23 protein-coding genes are annotated in these 25,229 nt (G+C 46.5%); 9 read left to right on the forward strand and 14 right to left on the reverse strand.

The genetic code is table 11. The annotated features are described in order from the left end of the window. Positions 1-73 precede the first annotated feature (73 nt). Both CPIN_RS32245 and CPIN_RS32250 read left to right on the forward strand, forming a co-directional pair. Entirely contained in the window at positions 74-454 is a 381-nt protein-coding gene (locus CPIN_RS32245) for a BlaI/MecI/CopY family transcriptional regulator (protein ID WP_012794087.1), read from the forward strand. Beyond that, positions 451-1,692 (forward strand): M56 family metallopeptidase, encoded by a 1,242-nt coding sequence (locus tag CPIN_RS32250; RefSeq protein WP_012794088.1) that lies wholly within the window; start codon positions 451-453, stop codon positions 1,690-1,692. Before CPIN_RS32245 ends, CPIN_RS32250 begins: the two co-directional genes overlap by 4 nt. 80 nt (positions 1,693-1,772) lie before the next feature. On the opposite strand, the gene CPIN_RS32255 is transcribed toward CPIN_RS32250, so the two are convergent. Beyond that, complete coding sequence (locus CPIN_RS32255) at positions 1,773-2,951, reverse strand: AIR synthase related protein (protein WP_012794089.1); 1,179 nt, start codon at positions 2,949-2,951, stop codon at positions 1,773-1,775. Positions 2,952-3,060: 109 nt separating this feature from the next. Here CPIN_RS32255 and CPIN_RS32260 point away from each other — a divergent pair, with 109 nt between their 5' ends. Next, a complete protein-coding gene (locus tag CPIN_RS32260) occupies positions 3,061-3,996 on the forward strand; it encodes a bifunctional riboflavin kinase/FAD synthetase (RefSeq protein ID WP_012794090.1) in 936 nt (311 codons plus the stop codon). On the opposite strand, the gene holA is transcribed toward CPIN_RS32260, so the two are convergent. Both holA and CPIN_RS32270 read right to left on the reverse strand, forming a co-directional pair. Beyond that, entirely contained in the window at positions 3,997-4,992 is a 996-nt protein-coding gene (gene holA / locus CPIN_RS32265) for a DNA polymerase III subunit delta (protein ID WP_012794091.1), read from the reverse strand. A 6-nt stretch (positions 4,993-4,998) separates the two neighbouring features. After that, entirely contained in the window at positions 4,999-5,724 is a 726-nt protein-coding gene (locus tag CPIN_RS32270; RefSeq protein ID WP_012794092.1) for a ribonuclease H-like domain-containing protein, read from the reverse strand. A gap of 106 nt (positions 5,725-5,830) precedes the next feature. Here CPIN_RS32270 and CPIN_RS32275 point away from each other — a divergent pair, with 106 nt between their 5' ends. Then, positions 5,831-6,793 (forward strand): DUF8428 domain-containing protein, encoded by a 963-nt coding sequence (locus CPIN_RS32275; RefSeq protein WP_012794093.1) that lies wholly within the window; start codon positions 5,831-5,833, stop codon positions 6,791-6,793. A 301-nt stretch (positions 6,794-7,094) separates the two neighbouring features. After that, positions 7,095-7,493: a response regulator gene (locus CPIN_RS32280; RefSeq protein WP_012794094.1), complete on the forward strand. Its 399-nt coding sequence runs from the start codon at positions 7,095-7,097 to the stop codon at positions 7,491-7,493. A gap of 176 nt (positions 7,494-7,669) precedes the next feature. On the opposite strand, the gene CPIN_RS32285 is transcribed toward CPIN_RS32280, so the two are convergent. Further along, positions 7,670-9,316 (reverse strand): ABC-F family ATP-binding cassette domain-containing protein, encoded by a 1,647-nt coding sequence (locus CPIN_RS32285; protein ID WP_012794095.1) that lies wholly within the window; start codon positions 9,314-9,316, stop codon positions 7,670-7,672. Positions 9,317-9,401: 85 nt separating this feature from the next. Between CPIN_RS32285 and CPIN_RS32290 the strand changes: the two genes are divergently transcribed. The 3 genes from CPIN_RS32290 (at position 9,402) to murI (ending at position 11,681) form a co-directional block, all read left to right on the forward strand. Then, positions 9,402-10,124, forward strand: coding sequence for an EcsC family protein (locus CPIN_RS32290; protein ID WP_012794096.1), 723 nt, complete (start codon positions 9,402-9,404; stop codon positions 10,122-10,124). 76 nt (positions 10,125-10,200) lie between these two features. Continuing rightward, positions 10,201-10,866, forward strand: coding sequence for a carbonic anhydrase (locus CPIN_RS32295; protein WP_012794097.1), 666 nt, complete (start codon positions 10,201-10,203; stop codon positions 10,864-10,866). Beyond that, on the forward strand, positions 10,863-11,681 hold the full coding sequence (murI, locus tag CPIN_RS32300; RefSeq protein WP_012794098.1) for a glutamate racemase: 819 nt from the start codon (positions 10,863-10,865) through the stop codon (positions 11,679-11,681). The genes CPIN_RS32295 and murI overlap by 4 nt, the downstream gene beginning before the upstream one ends. Before the next feature lie 188 nt (positions 11,682-11,869). Here the strand turns inward: murI and CPIN_RS39110 are convergent, their stop codons facing one another. From CPIN_RS39110 to CPIN_RS32340, 8 genes are all read right to left on the reverse strand, one after another. Further along, a complete protein-coding gene (locus CPIN_RS39110; RefSeq protein WP_044220230.1) occupies positions 11,870-14,002 on the reverse strand; it encodes a S9 family peptidase in 2,133 nt (710 codons plus the stop codon). A 39-nt stretch (positions 14,003-14,041) separates the two neighbouring features. Beyond that, positions 14,042-15,424, reverse strand: a complete 1,383-nt coding sequence (locus tag CPIN_RS39115) for a Gfo/Idh/MocA family protein (RefSeq protein WP_012794100.1) — start codon at positions 15,422-15,424, stop codon at positions 14,042-14,044. A 111-nt stretch (positions 15,425-15,535) separates the two neighbouring features. Then, a complete protein-coding gene (locus CPIN_RS32315; RefSeq protein ID WP_012794101.1) occupies positions 15,536-16,300 on the reverse strand; it encodes a succinate dehydrogenase/fumarate reductase iron-sulfur subunit in 765 nt (254 codons plus the stop codon). 28 nt (positions 16,301-16,328) lie between these two features. Continuing rightward, the gene (locus CPIN_RS32320; protein WP_012794102.1) at positions 16,329-18,302 is read right to left on the reverse strand and encodes a fumarate reductase/succinate dehydrogenase flavoprotein subunit; all 1,974 of its coding nucleotides are present in this window, start codon (positions 18,300-18,302) and stop codon (positions 16,329-16,331) included. Between the two features lie 19 nt (positions 18,303-18,321). Continuing rightward, positions 18,322-19,011, reverse strand: coding sequence for a succinate dehydrogenase cytochrome b subunit (locus tag CPIN_RS32325; RefSeq protein ID WP_012794103.1), 690 nt, complete (start codon positions 19,009-19,011; stop codon positions 18,322-18,324). A 254-nt stretch (positions 19,012-19,265) separates the two neighbouring features. Further along, positions 19,266-19,829 carry a hypothetical protein gene (locus CPIN_RS32330; protein ID WP_012794104.1) on the reverse strand — a complete coding sequence of 188 codons (564 nt, stop codon included), beginning with the start codon at positions 19,827-19,829 and terminating at the stop codon, positions 19,266-19,268. A gap of 88 nt (positions 19,830-19,917) precedes the next feature. Beyond that, positions 19,918-20,730, reverse strand: a complete 813-nt coding sequence (gene murQ, locus CPIN_RS32335; protein WP_012794105.1) for an N-acetylmuramic acid 6-phosphate etherase — start codon at positions 20,728-20,730, stop codon at positions 19,918-19,920. Between the two features lie 15 nt (positions 20,731-20,745). Further along, positions 20,746-21,588, reverse strand: coding sequence for an N-acetylglucosamine kinase (locus CPIN_RS32340; protein WP_012794106.1), 843 nt, complete (start codon positions 21,586-21,588; stop codon positions 20,746-20,748). A 105-nt stretch (positions 21,589-21,693) separates the two neighbouring features. Here CPIN_RS32340 and CPIN_RS32345 point away from each other — a divergent pair, with 105 nt between their 5' ends. Further along, on the forward strand, positions 21,694-23,295 hold the full coding sequence (locus CPIN_RS32345) for a S41 family peptidase (RefSeq protein ID WP_148230686.1): 1,602 nt from the start codon (positions 21,694-21,696) through the stop codon (positions 23,293-23,295). A 312-nt stretch (positions 23,296-23,607) separates the two neighbouring features. Here CPIN_RS32345 and CPIN_RS32350 read toward each other — a convergent pair whose 3' ends face one another. Beyond that, complete coding sequence (locus CPIN_RS32350) at positions 23,608-23,826, reverse strand: hypothetical protein (protein ID WP_012794108.1); 219 nt, start codon at positions 23,824-23,826, stop codon at positions 23,608-23,610. Between the two features lie 77 nt (positions 23,827-23,903). Further along, positions 23,904-25,229, reverse strand: a complete 1,326-nt coding sequence (der, locus tag CPIN_RS32355) for a ribosome biogenesis GTPase Der (protein ID WP_012794109.1) — start codon at positions 25,227-25,229, stop codon at positions 23,904-23,906.

Raw genomic sequence — 25,229 nt, forward strand, 5'->3', positions numbered from 1 at the left:
CATTAACTAAAAAAATAGTTTGTAAACTAAAAAACTAGTTATACCTTAGGAGCAGTAACTTAATGCTACCGATATGACAGCTGTAAAAACACTTACCAAAGCAGAGGAACAGGTAATGCAGGCGCTCTGGAAAGCAGGACCGGCATTTGTAAAAGACCTGATAGACCTCATGCCGGAACCAAAACCGCATTATAATACGGTATCCACGTTGATCAAAATTTTACAGGACAAAGGTTTTGTAGATTATAAAGCCTTCGGCAAATCCTACCAGTACTTTGCCCTGATCAGTAAAGACGAATATAGCCGCAACACCATGCAGCACTTCGTAAAAGGGTACTTCTCCGGCTCCTTCAGAGACATGGTCTCCTTCTTCGTAAAAGAAAAAGATCTCAGTGTTAACGAACTGGAGCAACTGCTCCAACAAATCAAAAACGCTAAAAAAGAACAACCATGAACGCATTCCTTCCTTACGTTATAAAAATGCTCCTCTGTTCGGGCATCCTGTACGGCTACTATGCCCTCGTACTGAAAAACAATTCATTCCACCGCTGGAACAGAGCCTTTATTCTGCTGGCTGTCATCGCTTCTCTGCTGATACCCACCCTGCAGTTTTCTATGAATACCACCCCTATAACATCGCAGCAGTTAAATATGATCGTTGTCTGTGGGTATGTAGCCGATAATATGCAGAAAGCCGGACTGGATCTCACATCCTGGATACCAGCAGGCATTTACCTGTTCATTACATTACTATTACTGGCCAATATCGCCAGTAACTGGATCCTCGTCAAAAGACTGATACGTAAAGGAGAAAAAACAACCTTTAATGGTTACCAGCTGATTCATCATCCACAGGTAAAATCTACCTTCTCCTTCTTTGGCAGCATATTCTGGGCAGAAGAGGCTACAAAGGATAGTCCGGAAGGCCGTCAGATACTAAAGCACGAACTGGAACACGTACGTGGAGGCCATACGGGAGAAAAGTTGTTCATGCAGCTGGTATGTGCCGTATGCTGGTTCAACCCTTTCTTCTACCTGCTGAGAAAAGAACTGAGCATGGTACATGAATTCCTGGCTGACAAAGCCGCTACGGAAGACAGTGAGGCAGAAGATTATGCCCGCACACTCCTGCAGGTAACCCTGCAAACCAGGTTGCCGCTGATGATTAACACCTTCGGACAAGCGCCTGTCAAACGTCGTATACTCATGTTGTTTACCCAACGTTCAAATTATTCACTCATGAAAAGAATCATCGTTATTCCACTCGTACTGGGACTGGGCTTCGTTATCGGTTGCCAGCGGGACCTGGACCTGAACGCAAAAAATATTGTCGATGTGACAAAATCAATTGCTGTATCCCCGGCAGATCATGAAGTATATTCATTCGTCAGTGATCCTCCTACTTATCCTGGTGGAATGGACGCACTGTCAAAATACCTGGGCAGCAGCATCAGATATCCCAAGAAAGCACAGGACCATGGCACAACGGGCACCATATTCGTCAGCTTTGTGATAGATTCAGAAGGAAATGTGAGCAACGCAAAAACAGTCGGCAATGTACATGGTGACGGATTAGAAGAGGAGTCCATCCGTGTGGTATCTTCCATGCCCAAATGGAATCCTGGTAAGCAGGATGGTCAGGCGGTGTCCGTCGCTTTCACGCTGCCTATCAAATTTGTACTTATGGACTAAATTTCACAAAATACAACTAAAGTAAAAAAAACGGCCTGTCCTTCCGGACGGGCCGCTTCTTTTTATAACAGGAGTTACTATTAATTATAGACAAACTCACCTTTCTCACTGCGTACAGTCACCTGTTTAACAGCGGCAGGTTCTACACGGCCTACGATCTGTGCTTCGATATTAAAGCCCTGGCTGATCTTAATAATATCTGCCGCGATCTCCTCCGGTACATAAAGTTCCATACGGTGCCCCATGTTGAATACCTGGTACATCTCTTTCCATCCGGTACCTGACTGTTCCTGGATCAGCTGGAACAATGGCGGGATCGGGAAGAGGTTATCTTTGATCACATGCAGGTTGTCGATGAAGTGCAAAACTTTTGTCTGCGCACCACCACTACAATGCACCATTCCGTGTATGCGGGAACGATAGGCTTCCAGTATCTTTTTGATCACCGGTGCATAAGTGCGTGTTGGTGATAATACCAGACGACCAGCATCTATCTGACCAAAACCAGGAACATCGATTTTGTCTGTCAGGGCTTTTTTACCACTGAATACCAGATCAGCAGGAATACCCGGGTCGAAGCTTTCAGGATATTTCCCGGCCACTTGTTTATTGAATACGTCATGACGTGCAGAGGTCAGCCCATTGCTACCCATACCGCCGTTGTAAGATTTCTCGTAAGATGACTGTCCGTAGGAAGACAGTCCGACGATCACATCACCCGCCTGTATAGTATGATTAGAGATCACTTCGGATCTTTTCATACGGCAGGTCACAGTTGAATCCACGATAATGGTACGCACCAGGTCACCCACATCTGCGGTTTCGCCACCGGTAGAGTGAATGCTGATACCATGATTACGCAGTTCTTCCAGGATCTCTTCTGTACCGTTGATGATCGCTGCAATTACCTCACCCGGGATCAGCTGTTTGTTACGGCCGATAGTGGAAGAGAGCAGGATATTTTCGGTAGCGCCCACACAAAGCAGATCATCAATATTCATGATGATAGCATCCTGGGCAATGCCTCTCCATACGTCCAGGTTACCTGTTTCTTTCCAGTAAGTATAAGCCAGGGAGGATTTGGTGCCGGCTCCGTCAGCATGCATGATATTGCAATATTCTTCCTGTCCGCCCAGGATATCGGGCACTATTTTACAGAAAGCCTTCGGAAACAGTCCCTTGTCAATATGCTTAATAGCATTGTGCACATCCTCTTTTCCGGCTGAAACGCCGCGCTGCGCGTAGATATTCTGATCCACCAGATAATTTTATTAATTAACAATCTGCTGCAAAAGTAACTGATTAGCTACTTATCTGATATCTAAATGTTGTAATTTGCATAGGATTTTGATCGTTTACAGGCATTTTATGCGGATACACAGGGACCTCACCCATTTGCCAGCTTTGAGGCAGGCGGTTATTACTATCGGAACTTTCGACGGCGTACACAGCGGCCATCGTTATATTATACAGCAATTACAGGAAACGGCAGCCGCCTGTGACGGCGAGACTGTGATTATTACTTTCGATCCGCATCCGCGGGAAGTATTGCAGCCCGGCGGTCCTCCCGTAAAACTGCTGACTACCCTCGATGAAAAGATCGAACTGCTGTCAAAAGAAGGGATAGACCACCTGGTGATCGTTCCTTTTACCCGCGAATTCTCAGAACTCTCAGCCCAGGCTTACCTGGAAGAATTCCTCATAGAGCAGTTCAACCCACATACCATCATCATCGGCTACGACCACCGTTTCGGACATAACCGCGAAGGCGGACTCGAACTACTGGAAGCGGAGCAGAACAGATATGGCTTCCGGCTGATAGAAATACCTCAGCAGGTCGTACATGACCTGGCAGTAAGCTCCACCAAGATCCGTAAAAGTCTGCAGGAGGGCAATATCCAGCTGGCCAATGAATTACTGGGTTATCCCTATTTCGTAGAAGGCACTGTGATTCACGGAGATAAGATGGGTCGTCAACTGGGCTTCCCTACGGCTAATATAGCTGTGTCCGATGTCCGTAAACTCATACCGGTAGAAGGTATTTATGCTATCAGGGTCTATCTGGACAAACAAAGTACCCCTCTGAACGGGGTAATGAGCATAGGCACCCGTCCTACTTTTAACGGCGCTGACCTCCGGGTGGAGGCGCATATCTTTGATTTCAGTGAGGAGATTTATGACAAAGTCATAAGAGTAGAGCTGATCAGCTATATCAGGGCCAACCAGAAGTTTGACAATATCGATGCACTGGTCGCCCAGATGCATAAAGATAGCCAGGAAGCCAGGACAGTGCTGGCATCCTGATCAATACATCAGTTTATACACTAATTCCTTCATCAGTTCACCGTCTTCTACCCCGCTGTCATTGATACCAATGCTGCGGAGGTTATAGGCATGTAATAGCAGAATGGCCTTTTCTGTACCTTCCAGGCCATATTGACGGGCAGCGTTGACATAGTCTTTCACAAAGAAGGGATGGACGCCTATAGCGGCTGCAATCTCCTTTTCTCCCCCTTTTACGCCAAACACCATACTCATTTTACTGAAGAAATTATAAAGGGCAGGCAGTACCATCTGGATAGGACCGGCTTTAGGATTGGCCGCGAAATAACCGATGATGCGCATTACTTTGGAGATATCTTTCTGTCCGAGGGCATTCTGTAGTTCGAACACATTATATTCCTTACTGATACCAACATATTTCTCAATATCATTCTCGTCTATCTTCTTATCGGGCGCGAGGTTAACCAGCAGTTTTTCTATTTCATTGGCCATCCTGGACAGGTCGTTACCGATATGATCAACCAGCAGGATACCTGCTTTCTGAGAAATAGCCCTACCCAGGCTGCTGACAAAGGCATCTACCCAGGCAGGCAACTGGTTATCATACATCTTCTTGGTACTCAACAACACGCCCTTTTCCTTGATCAGTTTAGCCATCTTGCTGCGCCCATCGATCTTACCCTGCTTATGCGCCACCACGAAAACAGTGGAAGACAAGGGATTATCGACATATGCCTCCAGTTTCAGGATATCTTTCATTGACTGGGCTTCTTTCAGTACCACGACCTGTCTTTCGGCAAACATCGGATAACGGCGGCAGGCGTTGATCACCGTACTCCAATCCGTGTCTTTACCATACAGGACGGTCAGGTTAAAACCTCTTTCCGCTTCATCCAGCAGGTGATGTTCTGCATAATTGCTGACCTGATCGATGAAGAAATCTTCTTCCCCTTCCAGCCAGTAGAGAGGGCGGAACTTCTTTTGCTTCCAGTCTTTTATAATATCCTGATATTCCATGCTTTGTTATTTTGTATATACTACGTCTTCTGCTTCCAGCAGAGGTACTCCCTTGAAGCGCATCAGCAGCTGCCCTACGGCTACCACGTCTTTCTGGCAATAACTGGCTATTCTATCCAGGTCATGATCCTGCCAGTATACCCGGCCTACCATACTACCGTCAATATCGTCTTTTGGTGTCGGAATACCCATGATTGCCGTCAGCAGTTTCAGGGAAGTATAATTCTTAAAATCTCCGAAACGCCATAACTGCATGGTATCCAACATAGGCAGCTCCCAGGGTTTGAAGCCGTGTATCTGTAAAGGCAGCGGCAAAGATAGCTGATGAATGACAGATCGCCTGCAAATAAAAGGAATATCAAATTCTTTGATATTGTGCCCGGCAAACTGAAATCGTGGAAACTTCGTATGAAATTTATTTACTAATTCTAAAAAACTGTTTAATAAAACTTTTTCATCGTCACCATGGATGGATTTTATACGAAGCTGATAACGACCATTTTCCACGTAAAAGAAACCCACTGAAATACAAACAATTTTGCCGAATTCGGCATAGATCCCTGCCCGCTCTGCGTATGCTTCTGTCGCGTCCCCTGATTCTGGCAAAGTTTTTGCAATTTTGTCCGTCCAGAGCGACTGCATATTGTCAGGTAAATTATTAAAAGTCGCTACAGCAGGAGTTGTCTCAATATCAAGCAACAGTAACTGATCTAAAGATATATTCGGTAGCACTATTTTGTACGGTTTATATTTTTTTGTAATAAAGTATTTTTAACAATTACATTTGCATAACAAGATTTAACCATATAACAATTAACTATAAAACACAAAAACGACTATGACTGAGAACACTTTTAACAAGCCTGCGGCAGGATCCCCTGGACCTGAAAAACCTAGAAGCCGTAATGGTCTGATATATGGTATTTTGATTGCAGCATTGGCCGGTACCTGGATCTATATGTTGTATGACAAAAATAAAACTACCGATCAAATTGCTCAACAGGCAACACAGATAGATTCCATCTCTACATCAAGAGATGCTTTACAACAGGAATATAATGCCGCAAATGCACGTCTGGATGATCTGATCTCCCAGAACAGTCGCATGGATAGCCTTGTAAAAACAAAAGATAAGGAAATTGCGGACATGAAATCCAGGATTCAGGGTATCCTGTCCAACAAAAACGCAACTTCCAAAGAACTGGCTGAAGCACGTCGCCTGATCGAAACACTGAAAGGAAACATCGAAGGCTATACGGAAACAATCGAACGCCTGGAAGGTGAGAAAATCGTTCTGACCGGCGAACGCGATAATGCCCGTAAAGAAAGAGATGTAGTAACCACTCAGAGAGACAGCCTGGACAAAAAGGTGAACCTGGGTTCCGTATTACACGCATCCAACATTCACCTGCAGCCGATCAACCTGAAAAAGAACGGCAAAGAAGTGGAAACGACCAAGGCTAAACGTGCTGATATGATGCGCGTAACTTTTGACCTGGATGAAAACAGAATCGCTCCAACCGGCGATAAAGAACTGTACGTTTCTATCACTTCTCCTGATGGTTCTCCACTGGCTGTTGAAGCACTGGGTTCCGGCAGATTTACACTGGAAGATGGCACTGAGAAATTATACACTGCCAAGAAAACTGTAAACTATGCTACCGGTCAGAAGCAATCAGTATCTATGGACTGGAAACAGAATTCAGATTTCAAACCAGGCGATTATGCTGTTGAAATCTATCACGATGGTTATAAAATTGGTTCCGGTAAAGTAACGCTGAAAAAAGGCGGACTTTTCTAATAGTCACTTCTGATATATACGTCCCGGATGTCATTTTCCTTACTGGAAACAGACATCCGGGATTTTTTTGTTCGTTTATGAGGACTCCTTTGCAAACACAACCATTTACCCTGCTCCTTTTCTAAATTTGTTAACAATTAGTTATTGCCCTATATTCATATATAAAATCATAATTAATTATTGTTTATTTGCATCCGATTGTATCATGTGAAAACCGGGGATTACATCAGCTTGCATACAATGTTGCCCCTAATGTTATTATAAGGTTGTTAGAATACTAACTGCGCAAAATCAGGTATTTATGGCGGAAAACACTAAACAGGTGTATGTTGTTGACGACGATGAAATATTCCATTTCATTCTGAAAAAGTTGTTCGAGCAACAGGACGATCAGCTCAAGGTGACATCCTTCCTCTGTGCGGAAGATGCGCTGGCCCGTTTACAACAACCTGATAACCAGCGCCTGCCATCCCTGATCATCCTGGATATGAACATGCAACGCATGAATGGCTGGGACTTTATCGAAGCCTACCGTGATATCAAATCCAGCCTGAGTCAGCAGATCCCTATCATCATGTGTTCTTCCTCTATCGATATGCGCGATATGCAGAAAGTAAAACGTACACCAGAGTTGAAGGCTTACATCACCAAGCCCCTGGATTCAGTAAAAATGCAGCAGATCAAAGATTATTTGTCTTAACTTTTATATATACGGGAGCGCCTTTCCCGAAAAAGAAAACGGTTACAATGGAGTGATTCCGCTGTAACCGTTTTTTTGTGGATAACTTACCCTATTCCCTGAAAAAGAACGGGTTACAAAAGACTATACATCCTTTGTAACCCGTTCTTTTTATAATTATGCTTCTGAAGCGCTGATTAAGAAATCGCTACTCTTTCACCATACATCTCTTCTCTCAGTGCTTTCACCCTGTCATCAGCCAGATATTCGTCAAAGCTCATCAGTCTGTCGATAATACCTTTAGGCGTAATCTCGATGATACGATTAGCTACTGACTGCATGAAGGTATGGTCATGGGTAGTGAACAGTACGATACCCTTGAAGTTCATCATACTTTCGTTGAAAGACTGGATAGATTCCAGGTCAAGGTGGTTGGTTGGTTCGTCCAGCACCACTACGTTAGGATCCTGCAGCATCATACGGCTGGTCATACAACGAACTTTCTCACCACCGCTCAATACGCTGGTTTTCTTCATGATCTCGTCACCGCTAAACAGCATTTTACCCAGGAAGCCACGCAGGAACGGCTCATCCACGTCAGTAACGTGTGGTGGCACGAACTGGCGTAACCAGTCCATCAGGTTCAGGGAGGGATCTTTAAAGAACTCGGCGTTATCGTTTGGCAGATAAGCGGAGGTAACGGTAGTACCCCACTCATATTTACCACCATCAGCCTGCTGTTCGCCATTGATGATTTCGAAGAAAGTGGTCAGGGCCAGGTGTTCCTTGGCCAGGAACGCGATCTTATCACCTTTATTCACGGTGAAAGTTACGTTACTGAACAGAGTATTACCTTCAATGGATTTCTCCAGTTTTTCCACATTCAGGATCTGGTTACCTACTTCGCGCTGTTGCTTGAAGATGATACCAGGATATTTACGGTTGGAAGGCTGGATATCTTCGATAACCAGTTTTTCCAGGGCCTTTTTACGGGAAGTCGCCTGTTTACTTTTGGAAGCGTTGGCACTGAATCGGGCAATGAAGTCCATCAGGTCCTTACGTTTATCTTCCATTTTCTTGTTCTTATCGGCGATCTGACGGGCCATCAGCTGTGAAGACTCATACCAGAAGCTATAGTTACCGGAGAAGATCTGGATCTTAGCGCGGTCAACGTCAGCCACATGGGTACAAACCGCATCCAGGAAGTGACGGTCGTGCGATACTACGATCACAATGTTCTCATAATCAGCCAGGAAGTTCTCCAACCAACCGATCGTTTCAACGTCCAGGTGGTTGGTAGGCTCATCCAGCAGCAGTATATCAGGGTTACCAAACAGGGCCTGTGCCAGGAGCACGCGCACTTTCAGGTTACCACTCAGGTCCTTCATCAGGAGACTTTGTACATCTTCTTTTACACCCAGGTCGCCCAGCAATACCCCTGCATCACTTTCGGCAGTGTATCCGCCCATTTCGCCATACTCAGCTTCGAGCTCACCGGCACGCATACCATCCTCTTCGGTAAAATCAGCTTTGGCATAGATCGCATCTCTTTCGTGAGCGATTTCCCACAGCTTCTTGTTACCCATCAGTACTGTGTTCAGTACCGTAACCTCATCAAATTCGAAGTGGTTCTGTTTCAGAACACTCATACGTTCACCCGGAGTGATCTCAACGGTACCCTTGGTAGCGTCGATCTCGCCGGATAATATCTTGAGAAAAGTGGATTTACCGGCTCCGTTAGCGCCTATCACGCCATAACAGTTACCTTTGGTGAAATTGAGGTTAACTTCATCAAACAACACCCTTTTTCCGAAAGAAAGCGATACGTTTTTAACACTGATCATGCTGGCTAAAGAAATTTAAGGCGCAAAGTTACTAAATGTTCCGGGTTTTCCTGTTTTGTGGTTTATTCTTTGTAATAATCTCTCTATGGACGTTTATATGCAACAGGTCAATAAGGACCTCAGAACATGGCAGAAGGCCATGCAGCGCGGCATTAGCCTGCCGGGCAGACTCACCCGCGGGGTCCAGAAAAAGATCAATAAGGTCATTCCTGAGAAGGTACACCGTGCCATGACGGCCGCCATCAAACAAATGACCAGGGGCGTGATCTCAGGCGCCGGCTTTACCAGTCCGGCGCCGGTCTACGAACATGACCTGGCCGTCAGGGAAAGCAGGGTCCGTTCCAGGATTGAATTCTATAAAACAACCGCCGCTACCGAAGGAGCTCTGACCGGCGCCGGTGGTATTCTCTTAGGACTGGCCGATTTCCCCCTCTTTCTGACTATCAAAATGAAAATGCTGTTTGACCTTGCCGCCCTTTACGGCTACAACACAGACGACTATAAAGAGCGGCTATTCATTCTTCACATATTTTTCATCACCTTTTCCACACAGGATTTCCGTAATAAACTCTATCCCCTCATTGCTGACTGGGACAATTACAGCCGGGACCTGCCGGAAGATATCCACGCCTTTGACTGGCGTAACTTCCAGCAGCAATACCGGGATTACCTGGATGTCGCCAAATTGCTGCAATTAATGCCTGTAATCGGCGCAGCTGTAGGCGCTTATGTGAATCACCGGCTGACCGACAAACTGGGTAAGAGCGCTATGAATGCCTACAGACTACGACTGTTGAAACAGTTATGACCGCTTTACTTATCTTTACCTTCCTATCAGGAAATATTATACGAATCGAATAACCTTAACTTAAACTGCATACGTCATGACCAGTTACGATGAAATCTTCGAGAATAACCGTCTCTGGGTAGCCAATAAGACTGCCGGAGACAAGGCTTTTTTTGAAAAGCTGGCAAAGGAACAGAATCCCGATTATCTGTACATTGGTTGCAGCGACAGCCGCGTACCAACCAACGAGATCCTGGGCCTGGATGCCGGAGAAGTATTCGTACACCGCAACATCGCCAACCTCGTTAACAGCGTGGACCTGAACGTGATGTCGGTGATCAATTACGCTGTACGCCATCTCAGCGTAAAACACATCGTTGTCTGCGGTCACTATAACTGCGGAGGCGTAAAAGCCGCTATGCAGTCCGCCGACCTGGGACTTCTGAATCCATGGCTCCGCAACATCCGTGACGTATACCGCCTGCACCGTCAGGAGCTGGACGCTATCGAAGAGCCCAACGCCCGCTTTAACAGACTCGTAGAACTGAACGTACAGGAGCAATGTATCAACGTAATTAAAACAGCCGCTGTACAGCAATCCTATGTAAATAAAGGCTACCCTGTCGTACATGGCTGGGTATACGACCTTTATACCGGTAACCTGATCGATCTCAAAATTGACTTTGAAGGTATCCTGCACAACATCCAGGAAATATACGACCTCACCGGCCAGGGCCTCATGAAAAAAAAGGATGATCAATGACGGGACCTATCGGTGTGTTTGATTCAGGTTACGGCGGACTGACCGTACTCAAAGAGATTGTGGCTACACTGCCGCAATACGACTATATCTATTTTGGTGACAATGCCCGTGCACCCTACGGTAACCGTGGCTTTGACACGATTCATACTTATACGCTGCAATGTGTACAACACCTGTTTGACATGGGTTGTCCGCTGGTGATCCTTGCCTGTAATACGGCTTCTGCACGTGCCCTGCGCACCATCCAGCAGAAAGATCTCCCGCGTATAGCACCCGACCGCCGGGTACTGGGTGTGATCAGACCTACCACAGAAATGGTTGGTACATTGACCCAAAGCGGCGAAGTAGGTATTCTTGCTACCAAAGGTACAGTCGCTTCCGAGTCCTACCCGATAGAGATCAACAAGTTCTTCCCACATGTAAAGGTGCACCAGCTGGCCTGTCCGATGTGGGTACCCATCATAGAAAACGGAGAAGCCGACAGTGAAGGTGCTGACTACTTTGTTAAAAAATACCTGGACCAGATCCTTACCGATGCACCGGATATCGATACGCTGGTACTGGCCTGCACCCACTACCCTATTCTCACTAAGAAGATCAGACAGTTCCTGCCGGGAGGCATTACCCTGCTTTCTCAGGGTAAGATCGTCGCACATGGGCTGAAAGACTATCTCCATCGTCATCCTGAGATGGAAGTGCGTCTTAGTAAGAATGGCGGAAGGAAATATTTCACTACGGATGATCCGGTGATCTTTGAGAAACAGACGGAGATCTTTTTGGGGGAGACGGTGAAGACAGAATACATAGCGCCCTGACGGGCGAATTAGGAATGATCAATTAGGAATTAGGAATTGGTTAGTCTGACGAAATAAGAGGGCCTTTAACTACATACTGATTCAATTTACGAAGGCTAAACTACCTTATAACAGAAAGAGCGTCCACCTTTGGGTGAGACGCTCTTTCTGATAATTCTTAATTCTTAATTCCTAATTCCTAATTGAATTCACTTTCCTTCCAGATCCAACAGGAACGCATATTGTAATGCGACATCTTCCAGCGCTTTAAAACGGCCGGAAGCGCCACCATGACCGGCTTCCATATTGGTATGCATGAGTAGCATATGATTATCCGTTTTCAGTTCACGGAGTTTAGCTACCCATTTCGCAGGCTCCCAATACTGCACCTGTGAATCATGCAGCCCTGTCGTCACCAGCATGTTCGGATAGGCCTGTGCCTTTACATTATCGTAAGGAGAATACGCTTTCATATAGTCGTAGTAATCCTTTTTCTTCGGATTACCCCACTCGTCAAACTCGCCTGTCGTCAAAGGAATACTTTCATCCAGCATCGTAGTGATCACATCTACAAAAGGAACTGCTGCGATTACGCCATTCCACAAGCCCGGACGCATATTCACAATAGCGCCCATCAATAAGCCACCGGCGCTGCCGCCCATTGCATAGAGATGTGAACTGTCAGTGTAATGCGCTTTCACCAGGTATTCGGCACAATCAATGAAGTCGTTAAAGGTGTTCATTTTCCTGAACAGTTTACCGTCTTCATACCATTGTCTGCCCATTTCCTCACCACCTCTGATATGTGCGATGGCATAAGCAAAACCTCTGTCCAGCAAACTTAAACGGTTGCTGTTGAATCCCGGCTCTATGCTATAACCATAGGAACCATATCCGTATAATAACAGCGGCATCTTACCATTCTTCTCGAATCCTTTTTTATACACCAGTGATACCGGTACTTTTACCCCATCTCTCGCAGTCACATACAGACGTTCTGTTACGTAGTTTTTGGGATCATAGCCACCCAGTACTTCCTGTCTTTTACGCAGCTCTGTTTTCTTTGTATCCATGTCATAGTCGTAGGTAGATACCGGCGTCTGCATGGAGGTATAAGAATAACGGAGTGTCTTTGTATCAAATTCAGGATTGATCGAAACAGAAGCTACATAAGCGGGTTCTTCGAACTGCAGGTAGTGGTCTTCTTTTGTCTGGGAGTTGATCACCCGCAGTTGTGTCAGACCATTTTTGCGTTCGCTAAGCACCATATGATGACGGAACAGTTCAATACCTTGTAAAAGTACATCGGCACGATGTGCAATAACCTCTTTCCAGTTCTCACGGGCAGTCTTTTCCAGTCCGCATTCCATTAGTCTGAAGTTCACCGCATCCCAGTTGGTTACAACATAGAATTTATCATCCTGATGATCGATCTCATAAAGATGATCACGTTTGCGTGGTTCGAAAATACGGAAAGCGCCATCAGGTTTAGACGCATCGAGGATGCGGTATTCCGTTGATACAGTGCTGCTGCTCTCTATCATGATGAACTTACCGGATTTAGAACGTTGTACTTCCACATAGAAGGTTTCATCTTTCTCGTTGAAGATCTCCTTATCAGCCTGTACATCCGTTCCTGTTACATGGCGCATCACGCGTTCTTCCCTGAGTGTAACCGGGTTTTTAACTGTATAGAAAAAGGTCTTGTTATCGCCTGCCCAGGCTGCGCTGCCGGAGGTTTCCGGAATAGCATCTGCCAGTACTTCACCTGTCTGCAGGTTCTTGATGTAGATGGTGTATTTACGACGGCTTACCGTGTCTACGCCATAAGCCAGCCACTGTGCATCCGGACTGACTGATATAGCGCCTACCTGGTAGTACTGATGCCCAACCGCCAGTACATTCACGTTGAGGATGATTTCTTCCGTAGCCTCCAGACTGCCTTTTTTACGACAGTAGATAGGATATTCCTTTCCTGTTTCGTAACGGCTGTAATAGTAGTACCCGTTTTTCAGATAAGGCACGCTGGCGTCAGTTTCCATGATACGGCCCCGCATCTCTTCGTACAACTTCTTTCTCAGCTCCTTATGCGGTTCCATGATGGTATCGAGATAGTTATTCTCCGCTGTCAGATAACTGATCACTTCGGGGTCATTCCGGTCGTTCATCCAGTAGTATTTGTCTACCCTGGCGTCTCCGTGAATGGTCATTGTCGTATCTCTCTGTTCCGCTACCGGCGGCTTTATCGTTTTAATTTCGGCTGACATACTTTTCTTATTTTCCTTACAGGCAAACAGGCCCATGCCTGACAACATCATGATAAATGCAGCGGCTTTCCTCATAGGTGATAAATTGAGGCTACGAATGTAATACATATACTGTTACACAATTCTCATTTTTTGCGCATCCCAGTGTACCACTTTTTTACTGAAATAACTTTCATTGGTAACCAATGCAGGACCCGCTGCACGTAAGCCAAAGGTGGCATCCTCCACGACCGCTTTGCCTGTCCGCATAGACTCAAAAAAGTTGATAAAATGGTCTTTACGGGAGTCATAGCCCTGCGGAGCCGCATAGGCGTTTTCAGAGCGCTGGGCAGGTTTACGCAGGTCAGCCGGGTATTTCTCGTTGTATTGCTTCACATAAGCGTCCTGGGTACTCTTGGTAAAGGTATTCCAGGTATCCCATCCACCATAACCGGGCGCCTGGGACAGCTTATGTTTTTTGATCTTAAAATCATCCCAGCCCAGTTCCAGTACGCCTTCTGTACCGATAAAGCGGGTAAATTCTCCTCCCCCGCCGCCATCGGCGAAGTTTACACGTAAGGTCATCTGGAAAGCCGGGTGTGTTTTGGTCTCCGGATAATCGAATATAGCCACTACCACATCCGGTACATCACGTCCGTCCTTCCACTGTACCAGGTTACCGCTGGCGTAGATACGTTCCGGGCCCAGGGAGCCGGTGATAAAATGCAGACCGGAAATAAGGTGTACGAACAGGTCGCCCGGGATACCGGTGCCGTAGGCTTTATAATTGCGCCAGCGGAAGAAGCGTACGGGATCAAAAGGTATTTTGGCGGTATCTTTCAGGAAGGTGTCAAAATCCACATTGGCGGGAGTGGCATCCGGCGGGATGGAGTATTGCCAGGCGCCTAATGCGTCATGACGGTCCATACGCGCTTCCACAACGTTCAGCTGACCTATTTCTCCGGCCTCGTAGCGCTTCTTTGCCTCCAGGAGGGCTATACTGCTTACCCGCTGGCTACCCACCTGAAAAACGGCCTTTGTGCGCTGTTGTGTGGCAATCACTTTATGCCCTTCTTCAATCTGCTGCACCATTGGTTTTTCGCAGTACACGGCTTTCCCTTTTTCCATGGCATCGATAGAGATAGTGTCATGCCAGTGGTCGGGCGTGGCGACGATCACAGCGTCGACATCTTTTCTGTTGAGCAGTTCACGGTAGTCACGGGTCGTGAAAATATCTTTTCCATAAACTTCCTTCACCTTATCAAGATGCCCGGTATAGAGGTCGGCGGCGGCTACAAATTCGACACCGGGTACTTTGAGGGCGGTTTCCACATCCCCGAAGCCCATAATGCCCATACCAATGCATCCGATGCGGATTTTGTCGTTGGCAGAGATGCGGGTGTCAGGTGTCAGCAGATGTACCTGCTCTTTCCCGAATGCGGCCAATGAACCGGCGCCCAGCAAGGCGGCTGTACCTCCGAGGTCACGGAGGAATTTTCTCCTGGAGTTGTCTGTCATAACGTAAAATTTGAGTGCTGAAGGGTTTTAACATAAACAATATACAAAAAAAATCCCCCTCGTTAAGAACGAAGGGGATCATGGTATTCACCAATACAATCTTGACAACTGCTATTTTTCATAGCTGAGACCAGCGGCAATGTACTCGCGGTTCAGACGTGCAATATTTGTCAGGGAAATTTCTTTCGGACATTCCGCTTCACAGGCGCCGGTGTTGGTACAGCTACCAAAACCTTCTTTATCCATCTGAGCGATCATGTTCAGCGCTCTTGATTTCTTTTCAGGCTGACCCTGTGGCAGTAATGCCAGCTGGGATACTTTCGCAGAAACGAACAGCATAGCTGAAGAGTTTTTACAAGCTGCTACACAGGCGCCGCAACCGATACATGCTGCTGCTGCGAATGCTGCGTCAGCTTTATCTTTTGGAACCAGGATATTATTAGCATCCTGTGCATTACCTGTATTTACAGATACATAACCACCTGCTTCGATGATACGGTCAAAAGCACCTCTGTCAACGGTCAGGTCTTTCACTACAGGGAAAGAACCGGCTCTCCATGGCTCAACAGTGATGGTATCGCCATCTTTGAATGCGCGCATGTGCAGCTGACAGGTAGTAGTACCAGCCCAAGGACCGTGTGCACGGCCATTGATATGCATGGAACAGGCTCCGCAGATCCCTTCACGACAGTCGTGGTCGAATGCAACAGGCTCTTTACCTTCATTGATCAGACGCTCATTCAGCACATCAAACATTTCAAGGAATGACATTTCGGAAGAAACACCAGGAACCTGGTAGCTTTCAAAATGTCCCTGTGCGTTTGTATTTTTCTGTCTCCACACTTTAAGTGTGAGATTCATGTTATAATGTTCCATATCTATTGGACTATTACTGTTGTGAATATTATTTATAGCTACGTTGAGTTGGTTTACATTCTACGAACTCAAGTGCTTCTTTGTGCAGCTCAAACTGGCTAGGTCCTTTATATTCCCATGCAGCTACGTAAGCAAAGTTATCGTCATCACGTTGTGCTTCACCGTCTGGTGTCTGAGATTCCTCACGGAAGTGACCTCCGCAGGATTCACGACGGTTTAATGCATCTACGCACATCAGTTCTCCCAGTTCCAGGAAGTCAGCCACACGGCCTGCTTTCTCCAGTTCAGGGTTAAACTCGTTTGCATCGCCAGGGATACGTACATCTTTCCAGAACTCTGCGCGCAATTGCTGAATTTCAACGATTGCCTCTTTCAGACCCTGTTCGTTACGCGCCATACCGCATTTATCCCACATGATCTTGCCCAGTTTCTTGTGGAAGTGGTCTACGGATTTGGTACCCTTGATATTCATCAGCTGATTGATAGTATCCTGTACATGCTTCTCTGCTTCAACGAAAGCAGGGTGGTCAGTTGGGATTGCTTTCGTTCTGATATCATCTGCCAGGTAATTACCCAGTGTGTAAGGAATAACGAAGTAACCATCAGCCAGACCCTGCATCAGTGCGGAAGCACCGAGACGGTTTGCACCGTGGTCAGAGAAGTTAGCTTCACCCAGTGCGTACAGACCAGTGATAGAAGTCATCAGTTCATAGTCCACCCAGAGGCCACCCATTGTATAGTGAACCGCAGGATAGATACGCATTGGCACTTCGTATGGGTTCTCACCGGTGATCTTGGCGTACATATCGAAGAGGTTACCGTATTTCTCAGCAACTACTTCTTTACCCAGTTTAGTTATTTCAGCGACAGAAGCATTGTGCATCTGACGTTTGTTTGCTTCGATTTTACCGTAACGTTCGATCGCAGCAGCGTAGTCGAGGTATACCGCCTGTTTGGAGCTACCTACACCATAACCGGCATCACATCTTTCCTTCGCAGCGCGGGATGCCACGTCACGTGGTACCAGGTTACCGAAGGCCGGATATCTTCTTTCCAGGTAGTAGTCTCTCTCTTCTTCAGGAATATCAGCAGCTTTACGGTTGTCGTTCTGTTTTTTAGGCACCCATATACGACCATCGTTACGCAGTGACTCGGACATCAGGGTCAGTTTAGACTGATGATCTCCGGAAACAGGGATACAGGTCGGGTGAATCTGTGTGTAACAAGGGTTACCGAAGTAAGCACCTTTACGGGTAGCTTTCCAGGCAGCAGTTACGTTAGACCCCATTGCGTTTGTGGACAGGTAGAACACGTTACCATAACCACCTGTACACAGCAGTACAGCATGGCCGAAGTGACGCTCCAGTTTACCGGTGATCAGATCACGGGCAATGATACCACGTGCCTTACCATCTATCGTTACCACTTCAAGCATTTCATGACGGTTGTACATGGTTACGTTACCTAAAGCTACCTGGCGTTCCAGTGCGGAGTATGCGCCTAGCAGCAGCTGCTGACCGGTCTGACCGGCAGCGTAGAAGGTACGCTGTACCTGAGTACCACCGAAAGAGCGGTTGCTGAGTAATCCACCATATTCGCGGGCGAAAGGAACACCTTGAGCCACGCACTGGTCGATGATATTGCCACTCACTTCTGCCAGACGATGCACGTTTGCTTCGCGGGCACGGTAGTCGCCACCTTTTACAGTATCATAAAACAGACGGAACACGGAGTCACCGTCGTTCTGGTAATTCTTTGCAGCGTTGATACCACCCTGCGCAGCAATACTGTGCGCACGGCGTGGGCTATCCTGAAAGCAGAAAGCCTTCACTTTATAGCCTAACTCTCCCAGAGATGCAGCGGCAGAAGCCCCTGCCAGACCGGTACCCACTATGATCACTTCCATGTTGCGCTTGTTAGCCGGGTTTACCAGCTTACAATGGCCTTTATAATCTTCCCATTTCTTGTCTAATGAACCGGCAGGAATTTTTGAGTTCAACATATATCCTTACTTTACTTTACTAAACTAATTTGAAATGAATGCAGAGAGGGATGATGGCAAAACCAACTGGAATGAGCACCCCGAATAACCAAACGCCTACGAAATTGATCAGGCCATTGTACTTTACATGATTCAGACCGAAAGTCTGGAAAGCACTCTTGAATCCGTGGATCAGGTGGAAAGACAGGCCAACCATACCGATTACGTAAACCGCAACCAGCCAGCCCTGTTCGAAAGCAACACGGGTTGCTTCATACAGATCTCTTACAGGGTGGGTTTCACCAGGGTAAGTTTTCTCAACCATTTCACCGTAGTGCATCATCCACCAGAAATCTTTCAGGTGAATACACAGGAACACGAACAGGATGCTACCCATAATAGCCATCTGACGGCTGAACCAGGATGAAGTCTGGTTACCAGGATTGACAGCGTACTTTACAGGACGTGCAGCTCTGTTACGGAATGTGAGTTGAAAAGCAAGAATAGCGTGGATAAGAATAACGATCTTCAATCCCCAGGCGATGAACTGGATCAGGCCGTTGTGGCTCATGAATGCGGCATAAGTGTTAAAAGCTTCGCCCTCATCGTTTTTGAGTAATGCGAGATTACCAGCCAGGTGCACGATTACAAAACTACACAGGAACAGGCCGGTAGCACCCACTAATAATTTTTTACCGATAGAGGTATTAAAGAACTGTGACCACTTCATAAGTTAAATTCTAAGCTTCCTTAAAGATGATATGATAATAATTCGAATATATCGCGCAAATTTAGCGCAGGAAAAATTAAAACCAAATGATATTTCTCAGTTTTTGGTTTCCAATTGAGGGCCAGCTGATTGTTTCTGCCGGCATCAGCTTATGCAGCTGCTGACAATCTACCGGGGCTAACCTGACAGTTAGCGCCCAATCGTTTCTCATACATGGAAATTAAACAAAGAAGGCTACCCTTTGTTCGGGGAGCCTATTCAAGCCGACGCATCATTGTATTGTCGACAAGGGTATAAAGATGTTGCGGCTGGTAAGTACGCCATTTTTCGACTTCCAGCAGGTGAACGTAATTATCCAGGTGTGCTTTCACAAACTCCTGTTTCGTCTGCTCCGGCATATTGAGCGATACGATCCATCCACCTTCATCACGGATATCGTCCCACCACTCCTCATAATAACAATCGTCTGAAGAGTGGAAGTTCATCACATTCTCCGTGATCAGTATAAATTTGTTGATTTTGCTCGCTATCATCACGTCTATCACATCACGTTTGAGGGTCATGATGTCATTTTCGATCGCATCATTCCATTCTCCCAGCACCTCAATTATGGCATAGTTGAACTGATAGTCGGCAAACAGCACCTTTATGTAGAGGGTCCGGGAACCAAACTCATCCCACTGGGGATGTACATAATAATTATATACAGTATTGCTGTAAGTGAACTCACTGTACTCCCTTCCGTAAAAAGGAGATAATTCATCTTCCTCTGCTGTATACAGGTGCCGCCAGTTATAAAAAGGTTCTATATCGTGCATGTCACTCTAACGCTGAAATGTTCGTTTCTACAAATTTCGTCCTAAAATTCAAAAAATAGAAACGTTGCATTTCTGGAAAAATTCGTAACTATATATAGTCTTCAATCGCCTTTCTGACACTACCGGCTTTAAGCAACATGGCTTTTGCCTTTTCATAGTCAGTCAGCGATAATTTCTCCATCAGCATCTTCACGCCTCTATCTACCAGCTTATCATTGCTCAGCTGCATATTGACCATCTTATTATCTTCTACCCGGCCTAACTGGATCATAACAGCCGTTGAGATCATATTCAGTACCAGCTTTTGCGCGGTACCGCTTTTCATACGGGTACTGCCGGTGATAAACTCCGGCCCTACCACTACCTCTACCGGATAGTCCGCAGCTGCCGACAAAGGCGCTTCAGGGTTACAGCAGATACTGCCGGTAATCACACCATTCTCACGGCACTTATTCAGGGCGCCGATCACATATGGGGTCGTACCGCTGGCAGCGATACCTACCACCACGTCTTTAGAAGTGATATCATATGCCTGCAGGTCTTTCCATCCCTGCTCCCGGTCATCCTCTGCAAACTCCACCGCCCGGCGGATAGCGGTATCTCCTCCGGCGATCAGTCCGACCACCAGTCCGTGAGGGACGCCAAATGTAGGGGGGCACTCGGAAGCATCCACAATGCCTAAACGGCCGCTGGTACCTGCACCGAGATAAAACAGGCGGCCGCCTGCCAGCATTTTATCCGCAATGACGGTCACCAGCTTTTCTATCTGGGGTTGCGCCTTTGCAATGGCCTGGGGTACGGTATTATCTTCCTGATTGATGTTGCTGAGGATCTCCTGCACACTCATTTTCTCCAGGTGACGGTAGTGCGACGTCTGCTCTGTTATTCTCTGAAAAGACATTGGTAGTTAATTTGATTATTGATGATATGCCATCAGTCCATCCATAGGACTGCGCAATATCCGGCCCATCTGCAACTCATACAGTTCACACAGTTCATTCAGGATATCCTGGAAATGCCAGGCTATACTTCCGGTGAAGTGCAGTGGGTGTGTCCAGCTTTCGCTGTACTTATAAATATGGCTAAAGAAGAATTCGTTTAAACTGTCTTCCAGGATGTTTTCTACGATGAAATGGCCCCTGTTCTCGCCCAGAAACTGCGCAAAACTAGCCAGGTAGCGGTTAGGAAGCGGTCTGCGGTACACGTTTTCCAGTATCTCCTCATGATTGGTGTTATACTGGGCGTCAAAACGCGCCTTCAGCTCTTCGTCAAAGGAGTTATATAGATAGTATTGCAGGAGTTTTTTACCCAGGTAAGCGCCACTCCCCTCGTCTCCCAGTACATAACCGAGTCCGGGATTGTTCTTCTGAATGGTCTTGCCGTCAAAATAACAGGAATTAGACCCCGTCCCTAGGATACTCGCGATACCCGGCTCTTTCCCACACAAGCCTCTGGCAGCTCCCATCAGGTCGTGGTTCACCTCTATTGCCGCAACAGGCCATACGGCTTTCAGGGCAGATTCCACAATCTCGACACTCTTACGCTGTAAACAACCGGTTCCATAATAATGGACCTCGTCTATCTGCACATCGGGAGGTAGTTGCGGTAGTAACTCTTTCTCCAGCAGCTCTTTGATCTGTGCTGCATTCAGAAAATACGGGCTGATACCGGTTGTCTTGTAACGGCCGGTCTCTCTGGCCCCCAACAGGCACCATTCTGCCTTGGTAGATCCACTATCTGCAATTAGCTGTACTTTCATGACACTTCCGTTGAAGGTTGAGCTTTAATATACTATTTTTGCCACAAGTTAAATAAATAGCGACAAGATACAAGCTTAGCTTTTCGCTGTTTTCAATACATGATTATGTCGAACAGGAAACTGAATGTTTTTTTACCTCTCTTATTTGCGATAGTACTGGCATTGGGAATGTATCTGGGGCACAAAATGCCAGGCGCCAATACAGGGGCGCAGACCTTACTATTCACCCGGCCCAGCCGGGCTCCGCTCCAGGAAGTCATGGATCTGCTGAAAATAAAATACGTAGATACCTTAAAGGTAGACGATCTTCAGGAGGAAGCCATCCAGGGACTGCTGAGCCACCTGGATCCACACTCTATCTACATACCGCCCTCCAATCTGCAAACCGTGAATGAAGACCTCGAAGGTCATTTCTCCGGTATCGGTGTGGAATTCAATATCATCGCTGACACGGTGAACGTAGTATCCGTTGTTTCCGGCGGTCCGTCAGAAACAGCAGGCGTACAAACAGGTGATAAGATCATTAAGGTAAACGACTCCCTGGTGGCAGGCAACAACATCTCCGGCGATAAGATCAGAAAACTGTTACGGGGCCCGAAAAACTCAAAAGTGACAGTTACCATGCTCCGCCAGCAGAAAATGACACCTATTCAGATCATCCGCGGCGATATCCCATTATATAGCATCGACGCCTCTTATATGGTTTCTCCGGAAATCGGCTATATCAAAATCAACAAGTTCGCCGGTACCACCTACCAGGAGTTCATGGACGCCATGCGCAAACTGACCAAGGCGGGTATGACCAAACTGGTGATCGACCTGCGTCAGAATCCGGGCGGTTATCTGGATGCCGCTACCCGTATCGCAGACGAACTGCTGGATGATAACAAACTGATCGTATATACAAAAGGGAAAAGCTACCCGCGTTCGGACTACCGTTGTGAAAAACCAGGGCTGTTTGAAAAAGGCGGACTGACCATCCTGACAGACGAAGGTTCTGCCAGTGCCAGTGAAATTCTCGCAGGTGCCGTACAGGAATGGGACCGTGGCACCATTATCGGTCGCCGTACCTTTGGTAAAGGTCTCGTACAGGAACAGTTTGACCTGAGTAATGGCGGTGCACTACGTCTGACCGTAGCGCGATACTACCTCAACTCCGGCAGAAGCATCCAGAAATCTTACGCGGAAGGTCGTGAAGCTTATGATGATGATATCATGAACCGCTTCAACCATGGTGAATTTGTTAACAGCGATAGCATCCACCAGTTAGATACGATTCAGTTCAAAACTGCCAGCGGCCGTGTTGTATATGGCGGAGGCGGTATCACACCGGACATCTTCATGCCGTTTGACACCAGCCGTTTCTCCAATGTGCTGACCAGCATGTATTCCCGTAGTACATTCAGCAATTTCACTTACCAGTACTTCAGCAGCCATAAAGACGAGTTCAAACGTTATAAGGACGCTACTGATTTCAGCAACCAGTTCCAGGTATCCAATGAACTGTACAATGCTTATAAAGCATTTGCGGTGAAAGACAGTATCCGTGGTGTTGAATCTATCAAACCGCACGATGAAAATGAGATCAAAACACGTCTGAAAGCATTACTGGCCAGACAGATGTGGAGTTATGCAGGTTTTTATGAGTCGCTGAATAAGGATGATGAAATGATGAAAAAGGCGATACAGGTGCTGAATAAAAAATAGAAATTAAGAATTAAAAATTAAGCGTTCCTAAGCCATAAAAGAGAGGGCGTCCGTTGATAGCGGACGCCCTCTCTTTTATGATAATATTTTACTATTCAACACATACGCCTAACAATCGCTTTTACCAGTTCAAGTCAAACTTACTGCCAGTTGAAACCATACTGACAGTGTTGCCATCACACTTCGCACCTATCTCCGCTGCATTCCAACTCTTAATTCTTAATTCTTAATTCCTCCCTGGCAAGTCTTGTCCAAAAAGAAAACCGCCTCGTTTACACGAGACGGCCAATAAATTAATTCTACAAAACAGGATTAGTGTTTTGCTTCTGCAGCAGGAGCAGCAGCAGTAGTATCAGCAGCTGGAGTAGCAGCAGAATCTACAGTTGTAGCAGCAGAATCAACTGGAGCAGCAGCAACTGTATCAGCAGCTGGAGCAGTAGCAGTAGAATCAGCAGAAGTAGTAGATGCACCGCTGTTGCAAGCTACGAAGAACATACCGGCAGCAACTGCGAAGAAGAATAATTTTTTCATGCTTAGTTTGTTTTAAAAGATGCGCAAAGGTATAGTTATTTTTAGTTATGGAACAATACCTGTGCTAAAATTTACTTTTATTTCTTTCTGAAAAACAGTTTCAATGGTACACCCTCAAAATCAAAATTGCTACGCAGCTGATTTTCAAGGTAGTTACGATATGGCTGTTTTACGTCGTCCGGCAGGTTACAGAAGAACGCGAAAGCCGGTGTAAATGTCGGTAGCTGCGTTACATACTTGATTTTGATAGGAATACCTCTTACTACCGGTGGGTGGAAAGATTCGATCGCCTTCAGCATCACTTCGTTCAGTTTTGAAGTCTGTACCTTACGTTTACGGTTATCGTATACACGTAAAGCCTCTTCAATCGCCTTGAAAATACGCTGCTTTTCCACAACGGAGGTGAATATTACCGGTACGTCGCTGAATGGCGCCAGACGTCCTTTCAGGTCTTTCTCATAATCCCGTGCAGAGTTGGTACTCTTATCTTCGATCAGGTCCCATTTATTTACCAGTACTACGAGACCTTTACCTTTACGGCCGGCCAGACTGAAAATACTAAGATCCTGTGCAGTGACACCTTTGGTTGCATCCAGCAGCAGCAGACAAACATCTGCTTCATCCATTGCTTTGATTGCACGGATAACGGAATAGAATTCCAGGTCTTCCTGCACTTTATTTTTACGGCGTAAACCCGCTGTATCAATCAGTACGAAATCTTTCTGGAACATTTTATAGTGTGTGTGGATGGTATCGCGGGTAGTACCCGGAATATCAGACACAATGTTCCTTTCTTCACCGATCAGGGCGTTCAGCAGGGATGATTTACCTACGTTCGGCTGACCGATAATCGCGATTTTAGGCAATGCTTCCGCTGCTTCTATCGCTTCTCTTGTTTCATCATCTTCCGGGATCTGACCGGTAATTTCATCCAACAGTTCACCACTACCGCTACCACTCATGGAAGACATGAAAAATACCTTTTCAAAACCCAGGCTATAGAACTCCGTCGCTTCCAGCTGACGGGTAGCATTATCTACTTTATTCACCACAAGGATCACCGGTTTGGAAGAGCGACGCAGAATATCTGCCATCTCCGCATCCAGGTCGGTAATACCGGTTGCTACATCACACATGAACAGCAGGAGGTTTGCTTCCTCCATAGCTATTTTCACCTGTTTGCGTATCTCACGCTCGAATACATCTTCACTTCTGGATACAAAACCACCGGTATCAATCACGTTGAACGATTTCCCGTTCCAGTCCGCCACACCGTATTGTCTGTCACGCGTAACACCGCTCACGTCATCCACGATGGCTTTACGCTGTTCCAGCAAACGGTTGAAAAGCGTAGATTTCCCTACGTTTGGACGACCGACGATTGCTACTGTAAATCCTGCCAT

This window comes from Chitinophaga pinensis DSM 2588 (assembly GCF_000024005.1).
Taxonomy (GTDB): domain Bacteria; phylum Bacteroidota; class Bacteroidia; order Chitinophagales; family Chitinophagaceae; genus Chitinophaga; species Chitinophaga pinensis.

Coding starts and splice junctions, on each gene's coding strand:
- murI (WP_012794098.1), top strand. CDS start 10,863: ATGACGGGACCTATCGGTGTGTTTGATTCAGGTTACGGCGGACTGACC.
- CPIN_RS32315 (WP_012794101.1), bottom strand. CDS start 16,300: ATGGAACATTATAACATGAATCTCACACTTAAAGTGTGGAGACAGAAA.
- CPIN_RS39115 (WP_012794100.1), bottom strand. CDS start 15,424: ATGACAGACAACTCCAGGAGAAAATTCCTCCGTGACCTCGGAGGTACA.
- der (WP_012794109.1), bottom strand. CDS start 25,229: ATGGCAGGATTTACAGTAGCAATCGTCGGTCGTCCAAACGTAGGGAAA.
- CPIN_RS32330 (WP_012794104.1), bottom strand. CDS start 19,829: ATGCACGATATAGAACCTTTTTATAACTGGCGGCACCTGTATACAGCA.
- CPIN_RS32320 (WP_012794102.1), bottom strand. CDS start 18,302: ATGTTGAACTCAAAAATTCCTGCCGGTTCATTAGACAAGAAATGGGAA.
- CPIN_RS32340 (WP_012794106.1), bottom strand. CDS start 21,588: ATGAAAGTACAGCTAATTGCAGATAGTGGATCTACCAAGGCAGAATGG.
- CPIN_RS32280 (WP_012794094.1), top strand. CDS start 7,095: ATGGCGGAAAACACTAAACAGGTGTATGTTGTTGACGACGATGAAATA.
- CPIN_RS39110 (WP_044220230.1), bottom strand. CDS start 14,002: ATGAGGAAAGCCGCTGCATTTATCATGATGTTGTCAGGCATGGGCCTG.
- CPIN_RS32250 (WP_012794088.1), top strand. CDS start 451: ATGAACGCATTCCTTCCTTACGTTATAAAAATGCTCCTCTGTTCGGGC.
- CPIN_RS32285 (WP_012794095.1), bottom strand. CDS start 9,316: ATGATCAGTGTTAAAAACGTATCGCTTTCTTTCGGAAAAAGGGTGTTG.
- CPIN_RS32245 (WP_012794087.1), top strand. CDS start 74: ATGACAGCTGTAAAAACACTTACCAAAGCAGAGGAACAGGTAATGCAG.
- murQ (WP_012794105.1), bottom strand. CDS start 20,730: ATGTCTTTTCAGAGAATAACAGAGCAGACGTCGCACTACCGTCACCTG.
- CPIN_RS32325 (WP_012794103.1), bottom strand. CDS start 19,011: ATGAAGTGGTCACAGTTCTTTAATACCTCTATCGGTAAAAAATTATTA.
- CPIN_RS32260 (WP_012794090.1), top strand. CDS start 3,061: ATGCGGATACACAGGGACCTCACCCATTTGCCAGCTTTGAGGCAGGCG.
- CPIN_RS32350 (WP_012794108.1), bottom strand. CDS start 23,826: ATGAAAAAATTATTCTTCTTCGCAGTTGCTGCCGGTATGTTCTTCGTA.
- CPIN_RS32295 (WP_012794097.1), top strand. CDS start 10,201: ATGACCAGTTACGATGAAATCTTCGAGAATAACCGTCTCTGGGTAGCC.
- holA (WP_012794091.1), bottom strand. CDS start 4,992: ATGGAATATCAGGATATTATAAAAGACTGGAAGCAAAAGAAGTTCCGC.
- CPIN_RS32275 (WP_012794093.1), top strand. CDS start 5,831: ATGACTGAGAACACTTTTAACAAGCCTGCGGCAGGATCCCCTGGACCT.
- CPIN_RS32345 (WP_148230686.1), top strand. CDS start 21,694: ATGTCGAACAGGAAACTGAATGTTTTTTTACCTCTCTTATTTGCGATA.
- CPIN_RS32290 (WP_012794096.1), top strand. CDS start 9,402: ATGGACGTTTATATGCAACAGGTCAATAAGGACCTCAGAACATGGCAG.